This window comes from Capnocytophaga periodontitidis (assembly GCF_016126015.1).
Classification (GTDB): Bacteria; Bacteroidota; Bacteroidia; order Flavobacteriales; family Flavobacteriaceae; genus Capnocytophaga; species Capnocytophaga periodontitidis.
Window position 1 is genome coordinate 42,242 of sequence record NZ_JAEFDB010000004.1, and the last position, 15,950, is coordinate 58,191.

General features: G+C 38.7%; 14 protein-coding genes. 4 read left to right on the top strand and 10 right to left on the bottom strand.

Going from position 1 to position 15,950, the window contains the following annotated elements:
* Window positions 1-9: 9 nt before the first annotated feature.
* Both I7X29_RS07880 and I7X29_RS07885 read right to left on the bottom strand, forming a co-directional pair.
* On the bottom strand, window positions 10-1,056 hold the full coding sequence (locus I7X29_RS07880) for an endonuclease/exonuclease/phosphatase family protein (RefSeq protein ID WP_009412056.1): 1,047 nt from the start codon (window positions 1,054-1,056) through the stop codon (window positions 10-12).
* 53 nt (window positions 1,057-1,109) lie between these two features.
* On the bottom strand, window positions 1,110-3,752 hold the full coding sequence (locus I7X29_RS07885) for a transglycosylase domain-containing protein (RefSeq protein ID WP_198473825.1): 2,643 nt from the start codon (window positions 3,750-3,752) through the stop codon (window positions 1,110-1,112).
* A 189-nt stretch (window positions 3,753-3,941) separates the two neighbouring features.
* Here I7X29_RS07885 and I7X29_RS07890 point away from each other — a divergent pair, with 189 nt between their 5' ends.
* From I7X29_RS07890 to I7X29_RS07905, 4 genes are read left to right on the top strand one after another with little or no spacing between them, the layout of a single operon-like run.
* The gene (locus tag I7X29_RS07890) at window positions 3,942-4,328 is read left to right on the top strand and encodes a hypothetical protein (RefSeq protein WP_198473827.1); all 387 of its coding nucleotides are present in this window, start codon (window positions 3,942-3,944) and stop codon (window positions 4,326-4,328) included.
* Window positions 4,329-4,345: 17 nt separating this feature from the next.
* The gene (locus I7X29_RS07895) at window positions 4,346-4,879 is read left to right on the top strand and encodes a J domain-containing protein (RefSeq protein ID WP_198473829.1); all 534 of its coding nucleotides are present in this window, start codon (window positions 4,346-4,348) and stop codon (window positions 4,877-4,879) included.
* A gap of 31 nt (window positions 4,880-4,910) precedes the next feature.
* Window positions 4,911-5,876, top strand: a complete 966-nt coding sequence (locus tag I7X29_RS07900) for a LuxE/PaaK family acyltransferase (RefSeq protein WP_262895894.1) — start codon at window positions 4,911-4,913, stop codon at window positions 5,874-5,876.
* Window positions 5,877-5,933: 57 nt separating this feature from the next.
* Window positions 5,934-6,188 carry a hypothetical protein gene (locus I7X29_RS07905; RefSeq protein WP_198473831.1) on the top strand — a complete coding sequence of 85 codons (255 nt, stop codon included), beginning with the start codon at window positions 5,934-5,936 and terminating at the stop codon, window positions 6,186-6,188.
* Between the two features lie 207 nt (window positions 6,189-6,395).
* On the opposite strand, the gene I7X29_RS07910 is transcribed toward I7X29_RS07905, so the two are convergent.
* From I7X29_RS07910 to I7X29_RS07945, 8 genes are all read right to left on the bottom strand, one after another.
* Window positions 6,396-7,190, bottom strand: coding sequence for an IS5 family transposase (locus tag I7X29_RS07910; protein WP_198473833.1), 795 nt, complete (start codon window positions 7,188-7,190; stop codon window positions 6,396-6,398).
* 95 nt (window positions 7,191-7,285) lie between these two features.
* Window positions 7,286-7,798, bottom strand: a complete 513-nt coding sequence (locus I7X29_RS07915) for a hypothetical protein (protein ID WP_198473835.1) — start codon at window positions 7,796-7,798, stop codon at window positions 7,286-7,288.
* Between the two features lie 408 nt (window positions 7,799-8,206).
* Window positions 8,207-9,229 (bottom strand): hypothetical protein, encoded by a 1,023-nt coding sequence (locus I7X29_RS15400; RefSeq protein ID WP_225883698.1) that lies wholly within the window; start codon window positions 9,227-9,229, stop codon window positions 8,207-8,209.
* Entirely contained in the window at window positions 9,229-9,840 is a 612-nt protein-coding gene (locus I7X29_RS07925; RefSeq protein WP_051035615.1) for a hypothetical protein, read from the bottom strand. Before I7X29_RS07925 ends, I7X29_RS15400 begins: the two co-directional genes overlap by 1 nt.
* Window positions 9,841-9,898: 58 nt before the next feature.
* Window positions 9,899-10,378, bottom strand: a complete 480-nt coding sequence (locus I7X29_RS07930) for a hypothetical protein (RefSeq protein WP_198473837.1) — start codon at window positions 10,376-10,378, stop codon at window positions 9,899-9,901.
* 22 nt (window positions 10,379-10,400) lie between these two features.
* Entirely contained in the window at window positions 10,401-10,865 is a 465-nt protein-coding gene (locus I7X29_RS07935) for a hypothetical protein (RefSeq protein WP_198473839.1), read from the bottom strand.
* 82 nt (window positions 10,866-10,947) lie between these two features.
* Window positions 10,948-11,895: a hypothetical protein gene (locus I7X29_RS07940; protein WP_198473841.1), complete on the bottom strand. Its 948-nt coding sequence runs from the start codon at window positions 11,893-11,895 to the stop codon at window positions 10,948-10,950.
* Between the two features lie 161 nt (window positions 11,896-12,056).
* The gene (locus I7X29_RS07945) at window positions 12,057-15,944 is read right to left on the bottom strand and encodes a DEAD/DEAH box helicase (protein ID WP_198473843.1); all 3,888 of its coding nucleotides are present in this window, start codon (window positions 15,942-15,944) and stop codon (window positions 12,057-12,059) included.
* Between the last annotated feature and the right edge of the window lie 6 nt (window positions 15,945-15,950).

Consider the following 15,950-nt stretch of genomic DNA (forward strand, 5'->3'; position numbering starts at 1 on the left):
AAGGTTGATTTATTTCAATTCTCTAATCAAATACATATACACGGGGAAGTGGTCGGAATAGCCCCAAGTGTAGTTGCCGTTGCTCATACTGCGGAAAGGATAGCCTTTGTAGCGCCCTTTGGGGTTTGCTAAATAAGGACGATTGAAGATGCCTGTTTTCCAATAGCGATAACTGCTTTTGTCTTCTTTGAGCAAGTCGTAGGTGAAATAGAATTGGTCGAAAAGATTCCAACCGTCTTGATAGGCAAGGGTACCCATACCTTTTTTGAGCATCGCTTCCATAGGGTTGAAGAGTTCCCCTGGTTTTACATCTTCTTTTTTGTCTTTTGTTTTGAGTACATTTTTAAAGCCAGAGTTAATAGGGTCGTCGTTGAAGTCGCCCATCGCAATAACTTTGGCGTTAGGGTCTTTTTTGAGTAGAGAATCGATGATTTGCTTGTTCAGAGCGGCTGCTTTTTCACGACTGGGGCGGCTTTTGGCTTCTCCTCCTAAACGTGAGGGCCAGTGATTTACGATAAAGTGTATCATTTCGCCGTCTAACTCACCGCTTACGAGCAGTTGGTCGCGAGTGTAGAGGGGTTTGCCGTCGTCTTTAGTGAGGTGTAGGGGGTGTGCGAAAGAAGAAACGGGCTTGAACACGCCTTTTTTGTAGATGAGTGCTACATCTACCCCACGTGCATCGGGGGAATCATAGTGCACGATGCCATAGTTGTAACGTTTGAGATACTCGGTATTGATAAGGTCTTGTACAACAGCTTCATTTTCTATTTCGGCAAGTCCTACTACATCGGGGGCGTGGTGGGTTACATCGTTACCGATTTCGGAAATGACTTTAGCAATTTTCTGCACGTGGTCGTTATAGACTTTAGAAGTCCAGCGGTCGGCGCCTTCAGGGGTGCGATCGTCGTCGAATTTATTAGGGTCGTTGATGGTGTCGAACAAGTTCTCCACGTTGTAAAAAGCAATCGTTCTCACACTAAATTTTTTTTGTTGAGCCTCGGCATTGAGTACCGCTAAAAGTACAAGCGATACCGTTAAAGTTACAATTCTTTTCATTTATAATTTGGTGTTTTTTTAGCTGTTTAGTTTCAAAATAGCAAATCGGTAAATTATTGAAATATTCTCCCGAAAAAGCCTTTCTTTTTAGGTTTGTCTTCTTCTTGTTGTTGGGTGGAGGAGGCGGTGTTTTTGGCTGCTGCCGAAGGGTTTACCACATCGTCTATAGAAATTTCTTCCTCACCATTATCTATATCGTTTAATTTGCCTTTGCGCTCGTAGATGCGGTAATGCACTTCGCCTGCTCTAATCGTATCTTTTACAGCATTGCTATTGCTGAGGAGACGGTCGAGGAAACCTTCTCTTACCACGGGTTCACAATTGGTTATCTCCTCGCGTATCTCGTCGGGGACGGAGAAGGTAGCGCGGGTGATTGTGTTGAACTGCTTGTTGCGGTTGAGTTGTGATACAAAGAGGGCTGCAATAGGCAGTGCTGAGTTAGCTCCTTGCCCCAAATAGGTAGCGCGGAAGCCTATCTGCTGGTCGTTACCCACCCAAACAATCATCACCAAGTTAGGCAAGAGTCCTGCAAACCAACCGTCTTTATTATCTTGGGTTGTACCTGTTTTACCGGCAAGGTCATTAGTGAGCCCATATTGTCCGCGCATTCTGGCAGCTGTTCCTTCATTCACTGTAGCGCGCATCAATTGGATCATCTGTTGGGCAGTGGTTTGGCTGATAGCAGCGGCTTCTTTTTTAGGTTTGTGTTGCCAGATGATTTTTCCTTTTTTGTCGGTGATTTTTTCTATAAAATACGGTTGTGAGGGTACGCCGTTATTGGCAAAGGTGGTATAAGCTTTAGCCATTTCAATCACTGATAATTCGGCTGAACCCAAGGCGATAGAGGGCACTTGTGGCAAGGCTGTTTGGATACCCATTGCGCGCGCTTTCCTGATGACATTGTTGAGTCCTGCATAGAAGAGCGTTTGCACAGCGATGGTGTTCAGTGATTCTTTAAGCGCCTTGCCTACAGAGTAGTAAGTATAAGGGTCGTCGTCGGTTTTAGAGGCGTTGCGCGGAGTCCAGAATTTTTCATCGGCGTAGGTAAGGGCGCGTGGTGAGAAGTGAGTGCATACAGGCATTCCTACCTCTAAGGCAGTAGCATAGACAATAGGTTTGAAAATAGACCCAACTTGGCGTTTACTTTGCAACACGTGGTCGTACTTGAAGTGCTCAAAATCAACACCTCCTACATAACTTTTTACAGCTCCCGTTTGTGGATTCACACTCACAAAACCTGTGTTGAGCAAGCGGATATAAAACGACAAACTATCGAGGGTACTGTGTTTTTGCACTTCGTCCTGAGTGTAGAAACTCAAGTCCATAGGTTTTTTCTCGCTGAGTTTTTTCCAAATAGTTTCATCGTTGAGACCTTGGGCTTTTAGTTCTTTATAAGCGGGGAGTTTTTTAGCTTCTTGGAGTAGCCAGTCGTTATCGGTTTTCCAAGGAGGGTTTTTGCCATAAGCCGTTTCAAAATCTTTTTGCAGGCGTTCTAAGTGTTTTTTCACGGCAGCCTCGGCGTATTGCTGCATAGTACGGTCGATAGTGGTGTAGATGCGCAACCCATCTTTATAGATATTATAGGGCGTACCGTCTTCTTTTTTAACGTCTTTCAACAATTCGGGGAGTTGCAAGCGTATTTGTTCGCGGAGGTAAGGCGCGAGACCTTCGTTTTCGATGTTGTTATAGCTAATTTTCAGGCTGTCTTGCTTGTGGACTTCAAAGTCTTTATCGGAGAGGAGTCCATTTTTTTTCATCTTAGCCAATACTACATTGCGGCGTTCTTCACTTCGCTTGGGCGAGGTACGCGGATTGTAGTTTTTATTAGCTTTGAGAGATCCTACTAAGGTAGCAGCTTCGTTGAGGGTGAGTTCTTTGGTGTGTTTGTTGAAAAATCGATGGGCAGCAGCCTCTATACCGTAAGTATTGTCGCTAAAAGGTACGGTATTGAGGTAGAGGGTGATGATTTCCTCTTTAGTATAGACTTTCTCAATACGGCTGGCGATAATCATCTCTTTGATTTTATGCACGGGCATTGAGAGTTTTCCGTAGCGCTCGCCACGCCCGAAAATGTTTTTAGCCAACTGCATCGTAAGGGTACTACCCCCGCCCGAAGAATCATCTTGCAAGAGCAGTGTTTTGAAAAATACCCTAAAGAGGCTTCGCATATCCACGCCACTGTGGCTGTAAAAACGCTCATCCTCGGTGGAGATGAGGGCATTTACCAAGTAAGGAGGAAAATCGGAATATTCAACTTTAGTGCGGTCAAAAATGTAGAATTTTCCTAAGAATTCACCGTGGTCGTCGTAGATGAGGCTTGCTTCAGCTTGGCGGAGCTCCTTGAGTTCTTGTTCGGTAGGTAATTTGCCAAAAGCACCAAAATATACTAAAGAGAAGAGCAATAACAACATTGCTACCCCTGCTCCTACAGCAATACCTGCCCATTTGAGGTAGAATTTGTAGGTTCGGGGTTGTTTGCCTTCGCGCTTGCCGCTGAAGAGTTTATAAAATAAATAGGGAATGCCAATAAGCAGTAATACAAGGGCATACCAAGTGTATTTGAGGCAGTAACGCAGTAGTTTATATACCATAGAACCTAAAGCCAAAATCCCTTCCATCAGTAGAGAAAGGAGGGGAGCTATCAGGAGCAGCCCTTTGGTAATAAGTTTTTTGAATGATATATTTTTCAGTTGCATATAAAAAAGTACTGAACGATTTAGAATGCAAAAGTACAAATTAATTAATAATTACCAAGTAATGGAGAATAAAATTTAGGTGTAGAGAGAGATTAGCGAGAAAAAGTTTTTGATATAGGTTTTTTGTTATTTACTAAAAAATTTATACTTTTGCCGCTTCAGTAATAAAGGATTATAAAAATAAGTGTGATGATATACTATGTACTTCTTTCCTTAGGTGTGGTTGTGCTGCTTTATCTGCTTATTATGCAAGGAATTGCAAATCTTAAGCGCGAAAAAGTAAAAGATGAACTACGCGAAAAATGGCAAAATGCCCTTATCGACGAAAAACGAACTAAAGAGACCATTATGGAACTCATCAAAAAAACTTTTGGTGAGGCAACGGTTAGTAGTATTGAAAAAGGCATATACAAAGAAAGTATGCCCGATTATCTCGTGAAAATGGCTATCGGTCGCCCTGTGAGCGTCCAGCCCGTAGTGTTCCACGGCATCCCTACCGAACGCTGGTTCTACAAATCTGTCGTGCTTAGCTTTCAGAGCGGCCGACTTATAGGCTGGGAAACCAATGATAAATAACTCCAAATAACAGGACTATGACAGTAAAAGATTACTACCAAGTGCTGGGACTCACCCCTGAAGCCCCTACTGAAGAAATACGCACCGCCTACCGAAAACTCGCTAAAGCTAATCACCCCGATAAACACAAGGGTGACCCTATCTACGTAGAAAAATTTAAAGACCTCCAAGAGGCTTATGATGTGCTATCGGATAGCTACAAACGCAAAGAATACGACGATCAGCTGGCACGCCAAAAAAGCTATAATAAAAAAGACGCTAAAAAATCGACGGCTAATAAAAAATCGGATGAATCTTCTAACGATAACGCGCAACAACCCCCGCAAACAGAACAATCCCAACAACCCAAACAACCTCGCCCCGAGGAAATTAAGGATTTGCATACCTTGGTGGATATGTATTTCAAAAAACGCGACATCACTCTGCAAGCTCGTAAGGCTTACGATAGTTTTCTCGCTTCTCCTCGCAAAAAATATATCAATTGGGTAACCTTTATAGCTCTGTTGCTTTTTATCGCAGGAGTTGTTGTGGCAATGACGCTCCTCAATTGATAGGTAACAATTGACAATTAATAATTAACAATTGACAATTAACATACACAACGAAACGGATTTTACGGCAACTGCCTTGGATACTTTTCGCTATCAATACGAAAATAACGAGGTGTACCACCGCTTTTGTACCCTATTACAACGCACTCCCGAAAAAGTAACTGCCCTCGAGCATATCCCTTTTTTGCCTATTGAATGCTTCAAAACGCATAAAGTGTATTGTGGCAGTGCACCTCACCAGCAAATCTTCACCAGCAGTGGCACCACAGGCGCACAAACTTCCCGACATTATGTGAAAGACCTCACTATTTACGAAGAGAGCTTTCGCAAAGGATTTACATACTTCTATGGCGATATCCACAATTATGTGGTATTAGCCCTCCTCCCTTCTTATTTAGAGCGCACGGGCTCATCGCTCATCACTATGGTAGCCGACCTTATAGAGCGCTCAGATAGTGAGTATAGCGGTTTTTACCTCAATGAATACGACCTCTTAGCCGAGCGCTTACAAATGCTTGATGCTTCGGGTAAAAAAGTGTTGCTCATAGGGGTATCGTTTGCCTTACTCGACCTTGTTGAAAAACATACTTTCTCCTTAAAAAATACGATTGTAATGGAAACTGGCGGAATGAAAGGTCGGCGTAAAGAACTCGTGCGAGAAGAGTTGCACGCTATGCTCTGCCAAGGTTTTGGGGTAGCAATGATTCACTCGGAATACGGAATGACCGAACTGCTCTCGCAAGCCTATTCTGCTGGTAAGGGGATTTATAAGTGTGTACCTTGGCTCAAAGTGCTTATACGCGATACTAATGATGCGCTTAGCTATCTGCCTACTGGCAAAACCGGCGGACTTAATATCATCGATTTGGCTAATAGAGAATCGTGTAGCTTTATCGCTACTCAAGATTTAGGAAAACTATACCCCGATGGTACTTTTGAAGTATTAGGGCGCTTCGACAACGCCGATATCAGAGGGTGCAATTTGCTCATTAGCTAATTTTCTAATTTGCTAATTTCCTAATTATTTTCTATCTTTGCCAAAAATATAAGAATTATGGGTACAGTAAGATTACAAGCAACAGTGCAAGAATTTGATATTCCATACTTAGAAAGGTTTTTAAAAGGCATTTCAGCCACTGAAATCAATTTTGAAAAAGAAGAAGATGCTTTTGATATTCTTACTCCTGAAGACCTCAAAGCCATTGCGCTCTCAAAAGAGCAAGGAAACCTCGGTATGGTTACAAGCAATGACGATGTTTTTAAAGAGATTCGATATTTTAGAAGTTCAAAACAACAACCCTTATTTTAACAAGAAAACTCCCTTGTAGTTTGTACTGCAAGGGAGTTTTTCTAAAGTAAAGTAACTAATTTATTAATTGATTACTGTTTTTATCAGACAAGGCGGACGTGTCAGACAAGTCAGATTCCTGACCCCTAAAACCTATCATCGGGGGCAAAGGTAATAAAAAATAGTTTAATATCCTAATTTATGTCGCTAATTAATTATTAAACGTGTTTAAACTTTTTTGAGGAACTTGGAGATAAACCCTAATAGGAGCATTCCAATCCAAGTTATATCAAGATATTCATATCTCATTATCAAACCTTTATATCCGTCAAGCCAACCATTTGCTTGTTCAATCTTAAACCTATTTTTGTACAATTCTTCATCAAAATAAACATCTGGTTGCTTTCCATTTCGGGGATTAGGTTTAATATTTGCTATAATTTCTTTGCTTTCTAAAAAATCTCTAAGAGATTTGCTATCAAATCCTGCATCAGCATTGAGAAACAGTCCTTTGTTTTCTATTCCTGCTTCTTCTAAAAAAGCTAAGATTTCTTTTAGTACTTCTTCTATTTCATATAAGTCATTGTGATTTCCTGATTTAGGGCTTCCCATTGCTATCATTTGCCCTTTATTATCACACAAAAAAATACTATTTGTGGTTACGGCTTTTTTTCTTGCTTGATAACCTGCAGACTCTCCTTTTTGGCGACAACGTGTATGACTACCATCCAATTGAACACAAGACATATCTAATTTTCTTTTCTTCTTGCTTAATAGATTCAACCATACTCGCTGAAAACTACCATCTTTACTCCATTTATTGAAGTAGTAATAGACATTTTGCCAAGAGATCTCTCCTTTTTCAAAATAATTCTCAATTGGAAGTTCTCTCCATTGTACCCCTGTTTTTAATCTCTTGAGAATCAATAAAAATATTGAAGCTAAATCAAAATTACTTTTAAATCCTCTTTTTCCTACACTTAAAAAGGGAATAATCCATTTATTTATTGTATCTTTGCCCAAAGTTCCTGAATTTTAGTGTTCTTTTTTTTTTGCAAACACAAAATTACTAATTTTCGGGAACTTTTACTTTATTATAGGAAAAAGTTTAAACAGCTTCAATATTTATATTTGAATTTACCAAATACTGAAAGAGGAAATTCCCAAAGAAAGTTGGTAGGAAAAATATGATAGCCTAATATTACATCTTTACTTGATGTAATAAGTACATCATTTGTATAAGTTTTTAAATACTGATAGTTTTCTTCAAGAATTATTTCCTTTACATTAACTAAATCATTTTCTAAAAGACAAATACTTCTGTTATATACTCCTCTTGATGTTTTTACAGCATTAGCCCAAGCTATTAAATATTTAGAATTCTCATTTGCTATAAGAAAATAGTTACTTTTAATAATATTAAAATTTTCATCAATATAATAGCACCCCTTCTCTTCATCAAAAACTTGAATTAGAGAATCTGAAATCTTATAAATGCTAGTACCATCTATTCCTTCCATTAAGAGTGTATTGTCATATAACAAATTGTCGTTTAACAAACTATAAATTATTCCTTCTTTAAAAGGAATTACTTTATTTATATTTTCTTTTATTTCAATTAGAGAATACATAAATTAGAATTTTATAAAATTGTACAAAACAGAATCTGTTGAATTTATTAGGTCTCTAAAAACATTTTTAGCTTCACTTTTAGTTAAACCTTCACCTAATAAGTTATTTTTCAAAGTATTGTTTTTCAAAATAATCTCAAAGAGCTCATCTTTTCTGTTTTTAAACAATTCTTTAAAAGCTTGTTTTACTTTATTTATATTAGCTTTATTACTGTTAATCACATAAGCTAAATCTTCTATTTTGTTAACTTTTTGTAAATGGCTTTCAAATTGCTTGATAAAACCTTTATCATTAGCTATTTTGCTCCAAGTTTCACTGTTATAACTAATCAGGCGTATATTTTTTAGGGTTTTTCTATGCTTTTAAATGAAAGTAAAAGTAATAAAATTAGTATGATAAAACAAGAACTACTCTTCTCTTTCAAAAATATGCAACGTATTATTACTATCTAAGATATACACCTTATTCTCTGAAACTTTTAAATCTTTAAGCTGGGTAAAACAATCATCTCTTTCCACTACTGCAATAGGCTCTGAAACATAGATAATCTCCTTGGTATTGATGTCTAAAACACCAAATTTTAGTTGTTCAGCAAGATAAAAGTACAATAGATTATCTTGAACAACAAAATCTTCGGCAATATCATTTGCTTTTTTGATGTTGTACTTTTCAAACTCCTCTTGTAAACCATATTGAGTAACAAAAGGGGGGTCTTGATTTAAATCTATTTCAATAAAAATATGTGCTAATCCAAAAATTTTTCCTCGTTCATTATCCAAGTAATAATCACTTCTGAAAAAAAGTTTGCTTTCTTTTCCCATGTGGTATTCAGAAATACGATATTTCAGCTCTCCTGTTTTGATGTCTAAGCCTATAAAGCCTCCTATCTCTATAAAAGCCCAAAGAATATTGTTATATATACCTATAAGTTTATATACCTCGAAATCTCTTTCTTCATCCCACGAATTTTTCCACCTCCCAAGTGAAGAAAGAGGAAACTCCCAAAGGAATTGCCCTGATAAGAAGTTAATTGTTTGAATTTTATTCTCCTTTTCAAAAAATAAGAGCTCATCAAAAATATAAGATGATAGTATTTTGCCTCTCACTAGCTCTAAATCATTATACATCAATCTCTTTGATACTCTATCATAATAGATAAAGGAGCTGTCAGAAAAATAGTAATAAAAATTTCTTTCTTCAAAAGTGTTTATAACTTTTCCTTGATAATTAAAAAAAGTATTGACACTTCTATTAGTAAACACATTAAAAAAAGAAGGGTTAAAATCAACTCCCCAATACGGAAGAGGAATGGGAATACTAACCTCTTTGCCAATGACTTTTACTAGATTGCCAGAAGCATAATAACAATTACCATCTATTATTTTCCAACTATTTATATTAGGAAAATTCTCTACGTGTTGATACTTCATTAGTTTGTTTTTATAAAATTATATATTGGATTATTGAGATCCTCAACTTTCTCTAAGAAATCAGAGGCATTATCTATGTCCTTACCAAATAGCTTTCTTATTTTTTCAAGTCCGAGTCCTCCTTCTTCAGGAAATCTAAAAAGATTATCAGCTTCTTTTTTAAACACTTCTTTAAAAGCTTGTTTTACTTCATTTATATTAGCTTTATTACTGTTAATCACATAAGCTAAATCTTCTATTTTGTTAACTTTTTGTAAATAGCTTTTAAATTGTTGGATAAAACCTTTATCATTAGCTATTTTGCTCCAAGTTTCACTGTTATAGCTTTTAAATTCCTCAAATAAAGGTAGGTTAGGATTTTGTTTATTGTTAAACTTCACGTCATAACGGCAGTTGGGACAGATATCATCTAAAGCTTTTCCAAACTTCATATCTATATGCTCAATGTTTTCAGGTGTATATTTCTTAGGGTTTTTCTTAAAGGTGGATAACATATGCTGTGTGCCTTCACGCATAGCGGCATTGCTACTTAAAGCGCCTTCTTCTATTTTTTTCCATAAATCAGGACGGTTTCTAAAAGTATGAGCAACTTCTACATAGTTTTCGAGCATCTCATCTATGGTACGACCTCCAAAAATTTTCCTTCCTGCTTCTGCTTTTATAACAAAGCTAAGATTCTTTTTCCCAATCTACTTTTAAGACTTCAGTTTTAAAATCTTCATAGATTAAGAAATATTCTCTAAGAACATTTTTTAAATCTTCATAATTTCTAAAACGAGCATATTTAATTTTTTCAAACTCTCTTCCTTTATTGATTGTTATTAACTTACATATTCTTGAAAAAGGGCCTCCTCCTGATATGGCTTTATTTTTCTTACTTTCCCAATACATTATAACTTCAACCTTTCCATATTTTAATGAAAAATGAAAATAGAAATTAATTTCATTTATAGGTTCTAAAATCTGAAAGAAGTTTTCTTTCTTTTTATATTTAGCTGTATATCCTAATTCTTTTACAATTTTTAAAACTTCTTCATTAGAGTAATTCTCAAATGTGTTCTCATAATTATTCTGAACACTAAGAGCGTAGTGCCTTTTATAGAGATTTATTTTTTCATAAATCTCTAATTCTTTTTTATTTAATTCCATACTTATTCAGGTCTGAATCTTATTATTCCCAGTCTACTTTTAAGACTTCAATTTTGAAATCTTCGTAAATAGCAAAGGCTTCAGTTAGAATTTCTTCTAAATCTTGATAATTTGAGTAATAAGGTCTTGGTCTTATCTCAAAACTTTTGTTCAACATTTCCTCTAAAATACTTTCCCAAACTCCCCAACTTAGTTCAAGCATTTGTTTATTTAGTTTAACACTCCACACAAATTGTAAAGCTCCAATATAAGGAATTATATTAAACCCAATTGTTATTAAATTACTCTTGTCTTCTATTTTAAAAAAACATTCTTTTTTGGAATATTTAAATTTTACTTCCATTTGATTTAATAATAAATCAATATCTGAAATTGATTTACTATTTATACTATTTTGAAAATCAGAATATTTATTACATATTTCTAAATATCTTTTTTCAAAATTGATTTTTTGCAATACTTTTTTTAATCTAATGTCTATACTCATAAATTATTCCATATTTTCACCAAGACAAGTTTATTTTTGCTCAGTTAGTCTCATTTCTTGTTGATTTTATATAAAACTGACGTTAATCTATAATTCCTTTTCTTTTGGCTTCGGCAGTAACAATCTCTATATCGGGTAGTAACTCGCGATGGGTTGTGGTGAGTTTTTGAAAGAACTCATAGAGATCATAACTATAAAGAAATAGTCTCTCAGTATCAGGAATTTTTACAGCTTCTTCATAGAATTTGATAAAGTAAGCCATTGCCTTTAGGTCGGTAGCATCAGGGATGTATTCGGTGTGAAAGATAATTTGCAGGAAATTCTGGTTGTAGAATGTAGTGTAGTTGCGTATGAGCAAACGAGTATATTCCTCATTTATTTTTCTATCGCGATAATGAGCTTCCACTAATCGTTTCCACTGCCAGCGCAGTTGTTTAGGGGTTAGCTTTAAGGTGTAATTTTCTACCTTTTGTAGTTGTAAATCATAGTTGTTGGTCACCATTTTGTGAAAAACGTTTTCTACATCCTCTATAGGAGCTTGGGGGTTGGTAAGCACTTTGTCGATAAGACGAGCAGTGGCGGTAGTGCGCACCTCAGCTTCAGTATTGTCATAGAACAATTTTTTGCGATGTATTTCGGGTATAGTAGCTTCTTTATAATACATTACGTCACCATCATAATCACATACAGCATACACGTTTTTATCAGTAGGAATGTTGTTTTTTTTGAGCCATTGAGCGTCGTCAATTTCATCTACTAAGTAAAAAAAGTAGTAGTAAATAGGTTTTTTGCCTTCTAAATCTTGGTCGTTAGGGTGTGATTCTATATAGTCGTTCCAATAATCGTCGTAATGTTTAGACCTTTTCTTGTCGTTAGGTTGAGAGAGCACGACTAATAGTTTTTCTTGGTCTCGAACGATGTCGCTTATCACTCTTATCCGCATAGGAGGGGGAGGAGGTGGCGCAATAGGTATAGAATCGTTTTGACCAAAAGCAAAAAGGGGTAATAGTGTTAAAAAGAGGTGTTTCATTATAGGATTAATTTATAGTCAATATAAAAATAGGTTGCGAATAATTAGGCTTGTTTTTAGAGGGGCGTCCGAAAAGTTTTATTATGTGGGCGTTTGCAAAACGCCCCTACATAATGGATACCTCTCGTCCCTCGTCATTCGTCATTTGTCATTCGTCATTATCATTTCGCCCATTTTCTTTTGTAGTCAAAGCCGGCGTTGAGCAATATTTTTTCCTTGTGCAGGTCTTCTAAATAGGCTAAATCGTTGTTGTAAAGGGGTTTGCTGAGGCATTCTACAGCTACGGGCTTGCCTTCTTTGGGCTCTAACAAAATATCGATAGTATACCCACCAAACTCGTAGTCCATTGTAATACGTTGGTCGGGGTATTTTTCTTTGAGCTGACAGTAGGTTTGTTCTTTAAAAGCACTTTTACTTTGCTGGTCAACATCGGTGTGTTTGTGTCCGTAGAGGTCGAGTTCCGATAGGATTTCACGGCGAAGAGCATCATTGCCGTCGCTTACGGCACGAGCGTAGGCGAGGTAGGCGTAGAGCACAGCGCGGCGGTTGTTAGCCCCTTCTTGCGCTAAAGCCTCTTTATAGGTAGCTAACAATTCTTCGGGGATAGAGTTACACACGTATATCTGTTCCTTGGCGCGGGTGATAATCACGTTTAGCAGTTTGTAGCCTTTGGAGAAGTTCAGCGGACCAAAACTCTGTACGAACTTGCCGCCTTTCTTCTTGCCATAAGTTACCGATAAGATGATGATATCGCGCTCGTCACCTTGTATGTTCTCCAAGTTCTTGATAAAGAGTCCCGCTTGCTCTAAGGCGTTGATTTTCTCGCGGAAAGCCGTTTGAGTAGGGTCGTTTTGCTTTTGGAGTATTTGTTTGCGTATGTAGTTGCGCTGAGTGATGTTGAAGGTCGCAATCCCCACCGATGGGTAACTACCGTCGGCGCGAGGTTCTATTTCTGAGAGGATACGCAACACTTCGGCGGCTTCCTCACGGTTGATATGCTCATCAAAAGTGCCATTTACCTGAGTGAAATGGATAGGGATACGACTTTCGGTACTGGGTAGCGGACGCAATCGGGCGTTGTAGAAAGCGTGGTTAGAAAAATCAATCAGATAAGAGTGTTTAGAACGATAGTGAAAATCTAAATGGTTCTTACTAAATTGATATTCCAAAGCGTAATCCAAGAGCGACTCTATGTTTAGCATCGCGTTTTTGTAGGTGAGCACTTCATCTTCTTCCTCGTTATCATCGTCATCTTCGGCAGTACCGTCGAATACTTTGCTAAAGTAGTTAGACGGCGGCATTTGGTGTTCATCACCTGCGATGATAATCGTCTTGCCTTTGAGCATAGCCGGCAGATTGTCTTCGAGTTTCAGCTGACTTGCCTCGTCAAACACTACATTGTCGAAATAGAAATTCTTGCCCTCAAACAGATTGCAACAAGCATCGGGGGTGGTGAGGATAATAGGGAAGAAACTCGTAAAGAGGTCGGTGTCTCTCATCGCTATTTGTCTCAAAGTAAGTCGGTTGTGTTTTTCACTTTTGCGTTTGTTGTAGAGGTTCGCCACAGTGAGCTCTTTGTTAGTCTCTTCAAACGTTTTTACAGCTTTGCGTTGCTGGGTATTCCAGTAGCCCTCGATAAAATCTTTTTGGGCAGAGGCGAAGTAGTGTACTTTCTTTTTAAAATCGGCGTAATCGCGCTCGTTGAAGTTTAGCGTGTCATCGGCATTTCGTTGCAAGAGCAAGGTGTAATAAGCGTGGAGGAAAGAGGCTTCCCAATGCGTTACTTTGGTAAGTGATAAAACGATGCGCTCTTGGAAATCGTTGAGCGATTGGAAGAATGCAAACCACTCGTACTGAGCTACCAAAGGTTGTGCAGGGTCGGCTTGATAGCTGTTGTAGGTCGCCAAACTACGGGTGATAAAGGCTTCAAACTCGGCAAAGGTATTGCCAAAATTGAGGGAGTCGAGCCAACTATCAGCTTCTATGCGGTTTTTAAGCGATTTTACTTCGCTTGTGAGCTTGTCTAAATCGGCGTTTACAAATGAGCGTTCGTAATAATTCAGCAGGTCTAAGGCAGTGAAATCAGCATTGGCTTTGCTGTCGAAATCGGTTTGCGCTTGCGCAATGGCAGGAGTGTATTCGGCGATAACAGTTTTGTTGAGCAATAAGTTATCCGAAATAGCAATCGACGAAAAATTGCGGTGCAAACTGATCGCTTTAATCGCTGTACAGAGTTCTTGTAAGCGTTTTTGGGTTTTCAGCACCTGCTTTTTCTCAGCAGAAAAGAGTGCCGAGAGTTTATAGAAGAATCCTTTAGTAACCTCAGGTTGATACACAGGTGAAGTAGGGGGGAGGGTAGCGGTAATCAGCTCATACTCATTGCGATATTGCGCTAAGGTATCCAACTGTTGTATAAATTCTTCTTTGCGTTTGTGCAAGTAATAGGCTTTATAAATGGCTATCTGCTGCTGGATAACCTCCCATTGTTGTGCGTATTGCTTGAAGGCTTCGGCGAGTTGTTGCTGGGTATTAAACAGATTGGTAGCGGTGAGTTTTTGGGGGTTAAACAGATGATTTTGAGCGTAGGGTGCATACCGCTGATAGAGCGCCTCACCTTGTTGCCAAAGGGGTGCGAGAGAGGTAAACTCTTCATCGGTAAATTGAAAAGAGAAAGCCGAGAGGTCGAGTTCTTCTCTATCTGTTTCGTAGCGCATTAGCTCCGCCATTACATCTGTCCACGACAGTTGGTTGAGGAGCGGTTGGTTGAGTTTGTGGTGAATAGCATTGATATCCGTTGTGATTTTGCGCATTGCTTGCACTTGTTCGGCAAGGAGATTTTCGGGGAAGGCTGGTGTTTCTTTTTTAAACTCGGCATTATCAATATGGTTACGCACGGCGTCTACAATGAGCTTGCGATCGGCAATAGCATCTTTTATCATTGTGCAATACTTACCCAAACCTTTGTTTTGCAAGGCGTTGTAGAGTACTTCGAGGGCAGTTTGCTTTTCACAGACTACTAATGTTTTCTGTTTGTTTTCCAAAGCATTGATGAGAATTGCCGTGAGCGTTTGGCTCTTGCCCGTACCTGGAGGACCTTGAATAAGTATTTTCTGCTGACTTTTCAGCGATTCCAAAATCGACTGTTGAGAGGGGTCGGTTTCAATAGCACTTAGCGATTGGAATTGTTCGTTGGCTGTTGTCTGCAAAGGTATAAATTCCTTTTTCAGCGATTCGTAATCGTTGACGATATTCTGTTTTTGGACTTCAAAGAGGGAGAGGATGCCGCATTTTTCAATAAAGGCATCACCTTTGTTAGGCAAAAGTTCTTCGTACTCCGCTTTGGTTTTTAGAGGGAGAATCTCGGTATAGTTGTTCAGCAGGAAATCCAAGTTTTGGGTAACTTTCAGTTGGTTGAGGATATCCGAGCAAATAGAGTGCAGTTCAGGTTTATCGATTTTTCCGTCTTCCAGCATCTCGTCGGGGATAGGCTTAAGGCTTACGCCCGAATCGTTTTGCAGGTGGTTGGTGAGCACCTCGTTCAGGTAGATAGGGTCGTCCTCATTGCGGCTTATCACCCACGTATTCATTTGGGTAGCCGGCTTTATCTTCACCGACCAAATTAGGATAGGCGCAGCTGTGAGCTGTCCGTCGCCCATATCGCGGCGCAACAGTATGGGGAAGCCAAAGCCTAGTGTGTTCACCCCCTTTTCGGAAGTGATAACCTCGCTTTGGAACATCAGGTTTTCGATGCTATCTACGAGTTTTTCGAGGGCGGGATTGCGTTCAAAGCTGTTGTTACGGCTCTCGGAAGAGGCGCTACGGCGGTCTATATCAGTACTTTCGGTATCGTGAATAGAAAACGAAAAGTTGAGGTTGCGCAGGGTAAGGAGGTCGAGGATAAAGCGTTCGGGCAAGCTTTTGAAGATAGCCGAAAGTCGTGCAATATCAAATTTATAGCGCGAAGCAGCAGGAATAGCGTTGAGGTGCACGCCACGGCGGTTGCCTACTTTGAGTTTGTTCTGTAGAGCGGTAAATACTTCTTTGTTCATTTTAGG

Coding starts and splice junctions, on each gene's coding strand:
- I7X29_RS07880 (WP_009412056.1), bottom strand. CDS start 1,056: ATGAAAAGAATTGTAACTTTAACGGTATCGCTTGTACTTTTAGCGGTA.
- I7X29_RS07885 (WP_198473825.1), bottom strand. CDS start 3,752: ATGCAACTGAAAAATATATCATTCAAAAAACTTATTACCAAAGGGCTG.
- I7X29_RS07890 (WP_198473827.1), top strand. CDS start 3,942: ATGATATACTATGTACTTCTTTCCTTAGGTGTGGTTGTGCTGCTTTAT.
- I7X29_RS07895 (WP_198473829.1), top strand. CDS start 4,346: ATGACAGTAAAAGATTACTACCAAGTGCTGGGACTCACCCCTGAAGCC.
- I7X29_RS07905 (WP_198473831.1), top strand. CDS start 5,934: ATGGGTACAGTAAGATTACAAGCAACAGTGCAAGAATTTGATATTCCA.
- I7X29_RS07915 (WP_198473835.1), bottom strand. CDS start 7,798: ATGTATTCTCTAATTGAAATAAAAGAAAATATAAATAAAGTAATTCCT.
- I7X29_RS15400 (WP_225883698.1), bottom strand. CDS start 9,229: ATGAAGTATCAACACGTAGAGAATTTTCCTAATATAAATAGTTGGAAA.
- I7X29_RS07925 (WP_051035615.1), bottom strand. CDS start 9,840: ATGCTCGAAAACTATGTAGAAGTTGCTCATACTTTTAGAAACCGTCCT.
- I7X29_RS07930 (WP_198473837.1), bottom strand. CDS start 10,378: ATGGAATTAAATAAAAAAGAATTAGAGATTTATGAAAAAATAAATCTC.
- I7X29_RS07935 (WP_198473839.1), bottom strand. CDS start 10,865: ATGAGTATAGACATTAGATTAAAAAAAGTATTGCAAAAAATCAATTTT.
- I7X29_RS07940 (WP_198473841.1), bottom strand. CDS start 11,895: ATGAAACACCTCTTTTTAACACTATTACCCCTTTTTGCTTTTGGTCAA.
- I7X29_RS07945 (WP_198473843.1), bottom strand. CDS start 15,944: ATGAACAAAGAAGTATTTACCGCTCTACAGAACAAACTCAAAGTAGGC.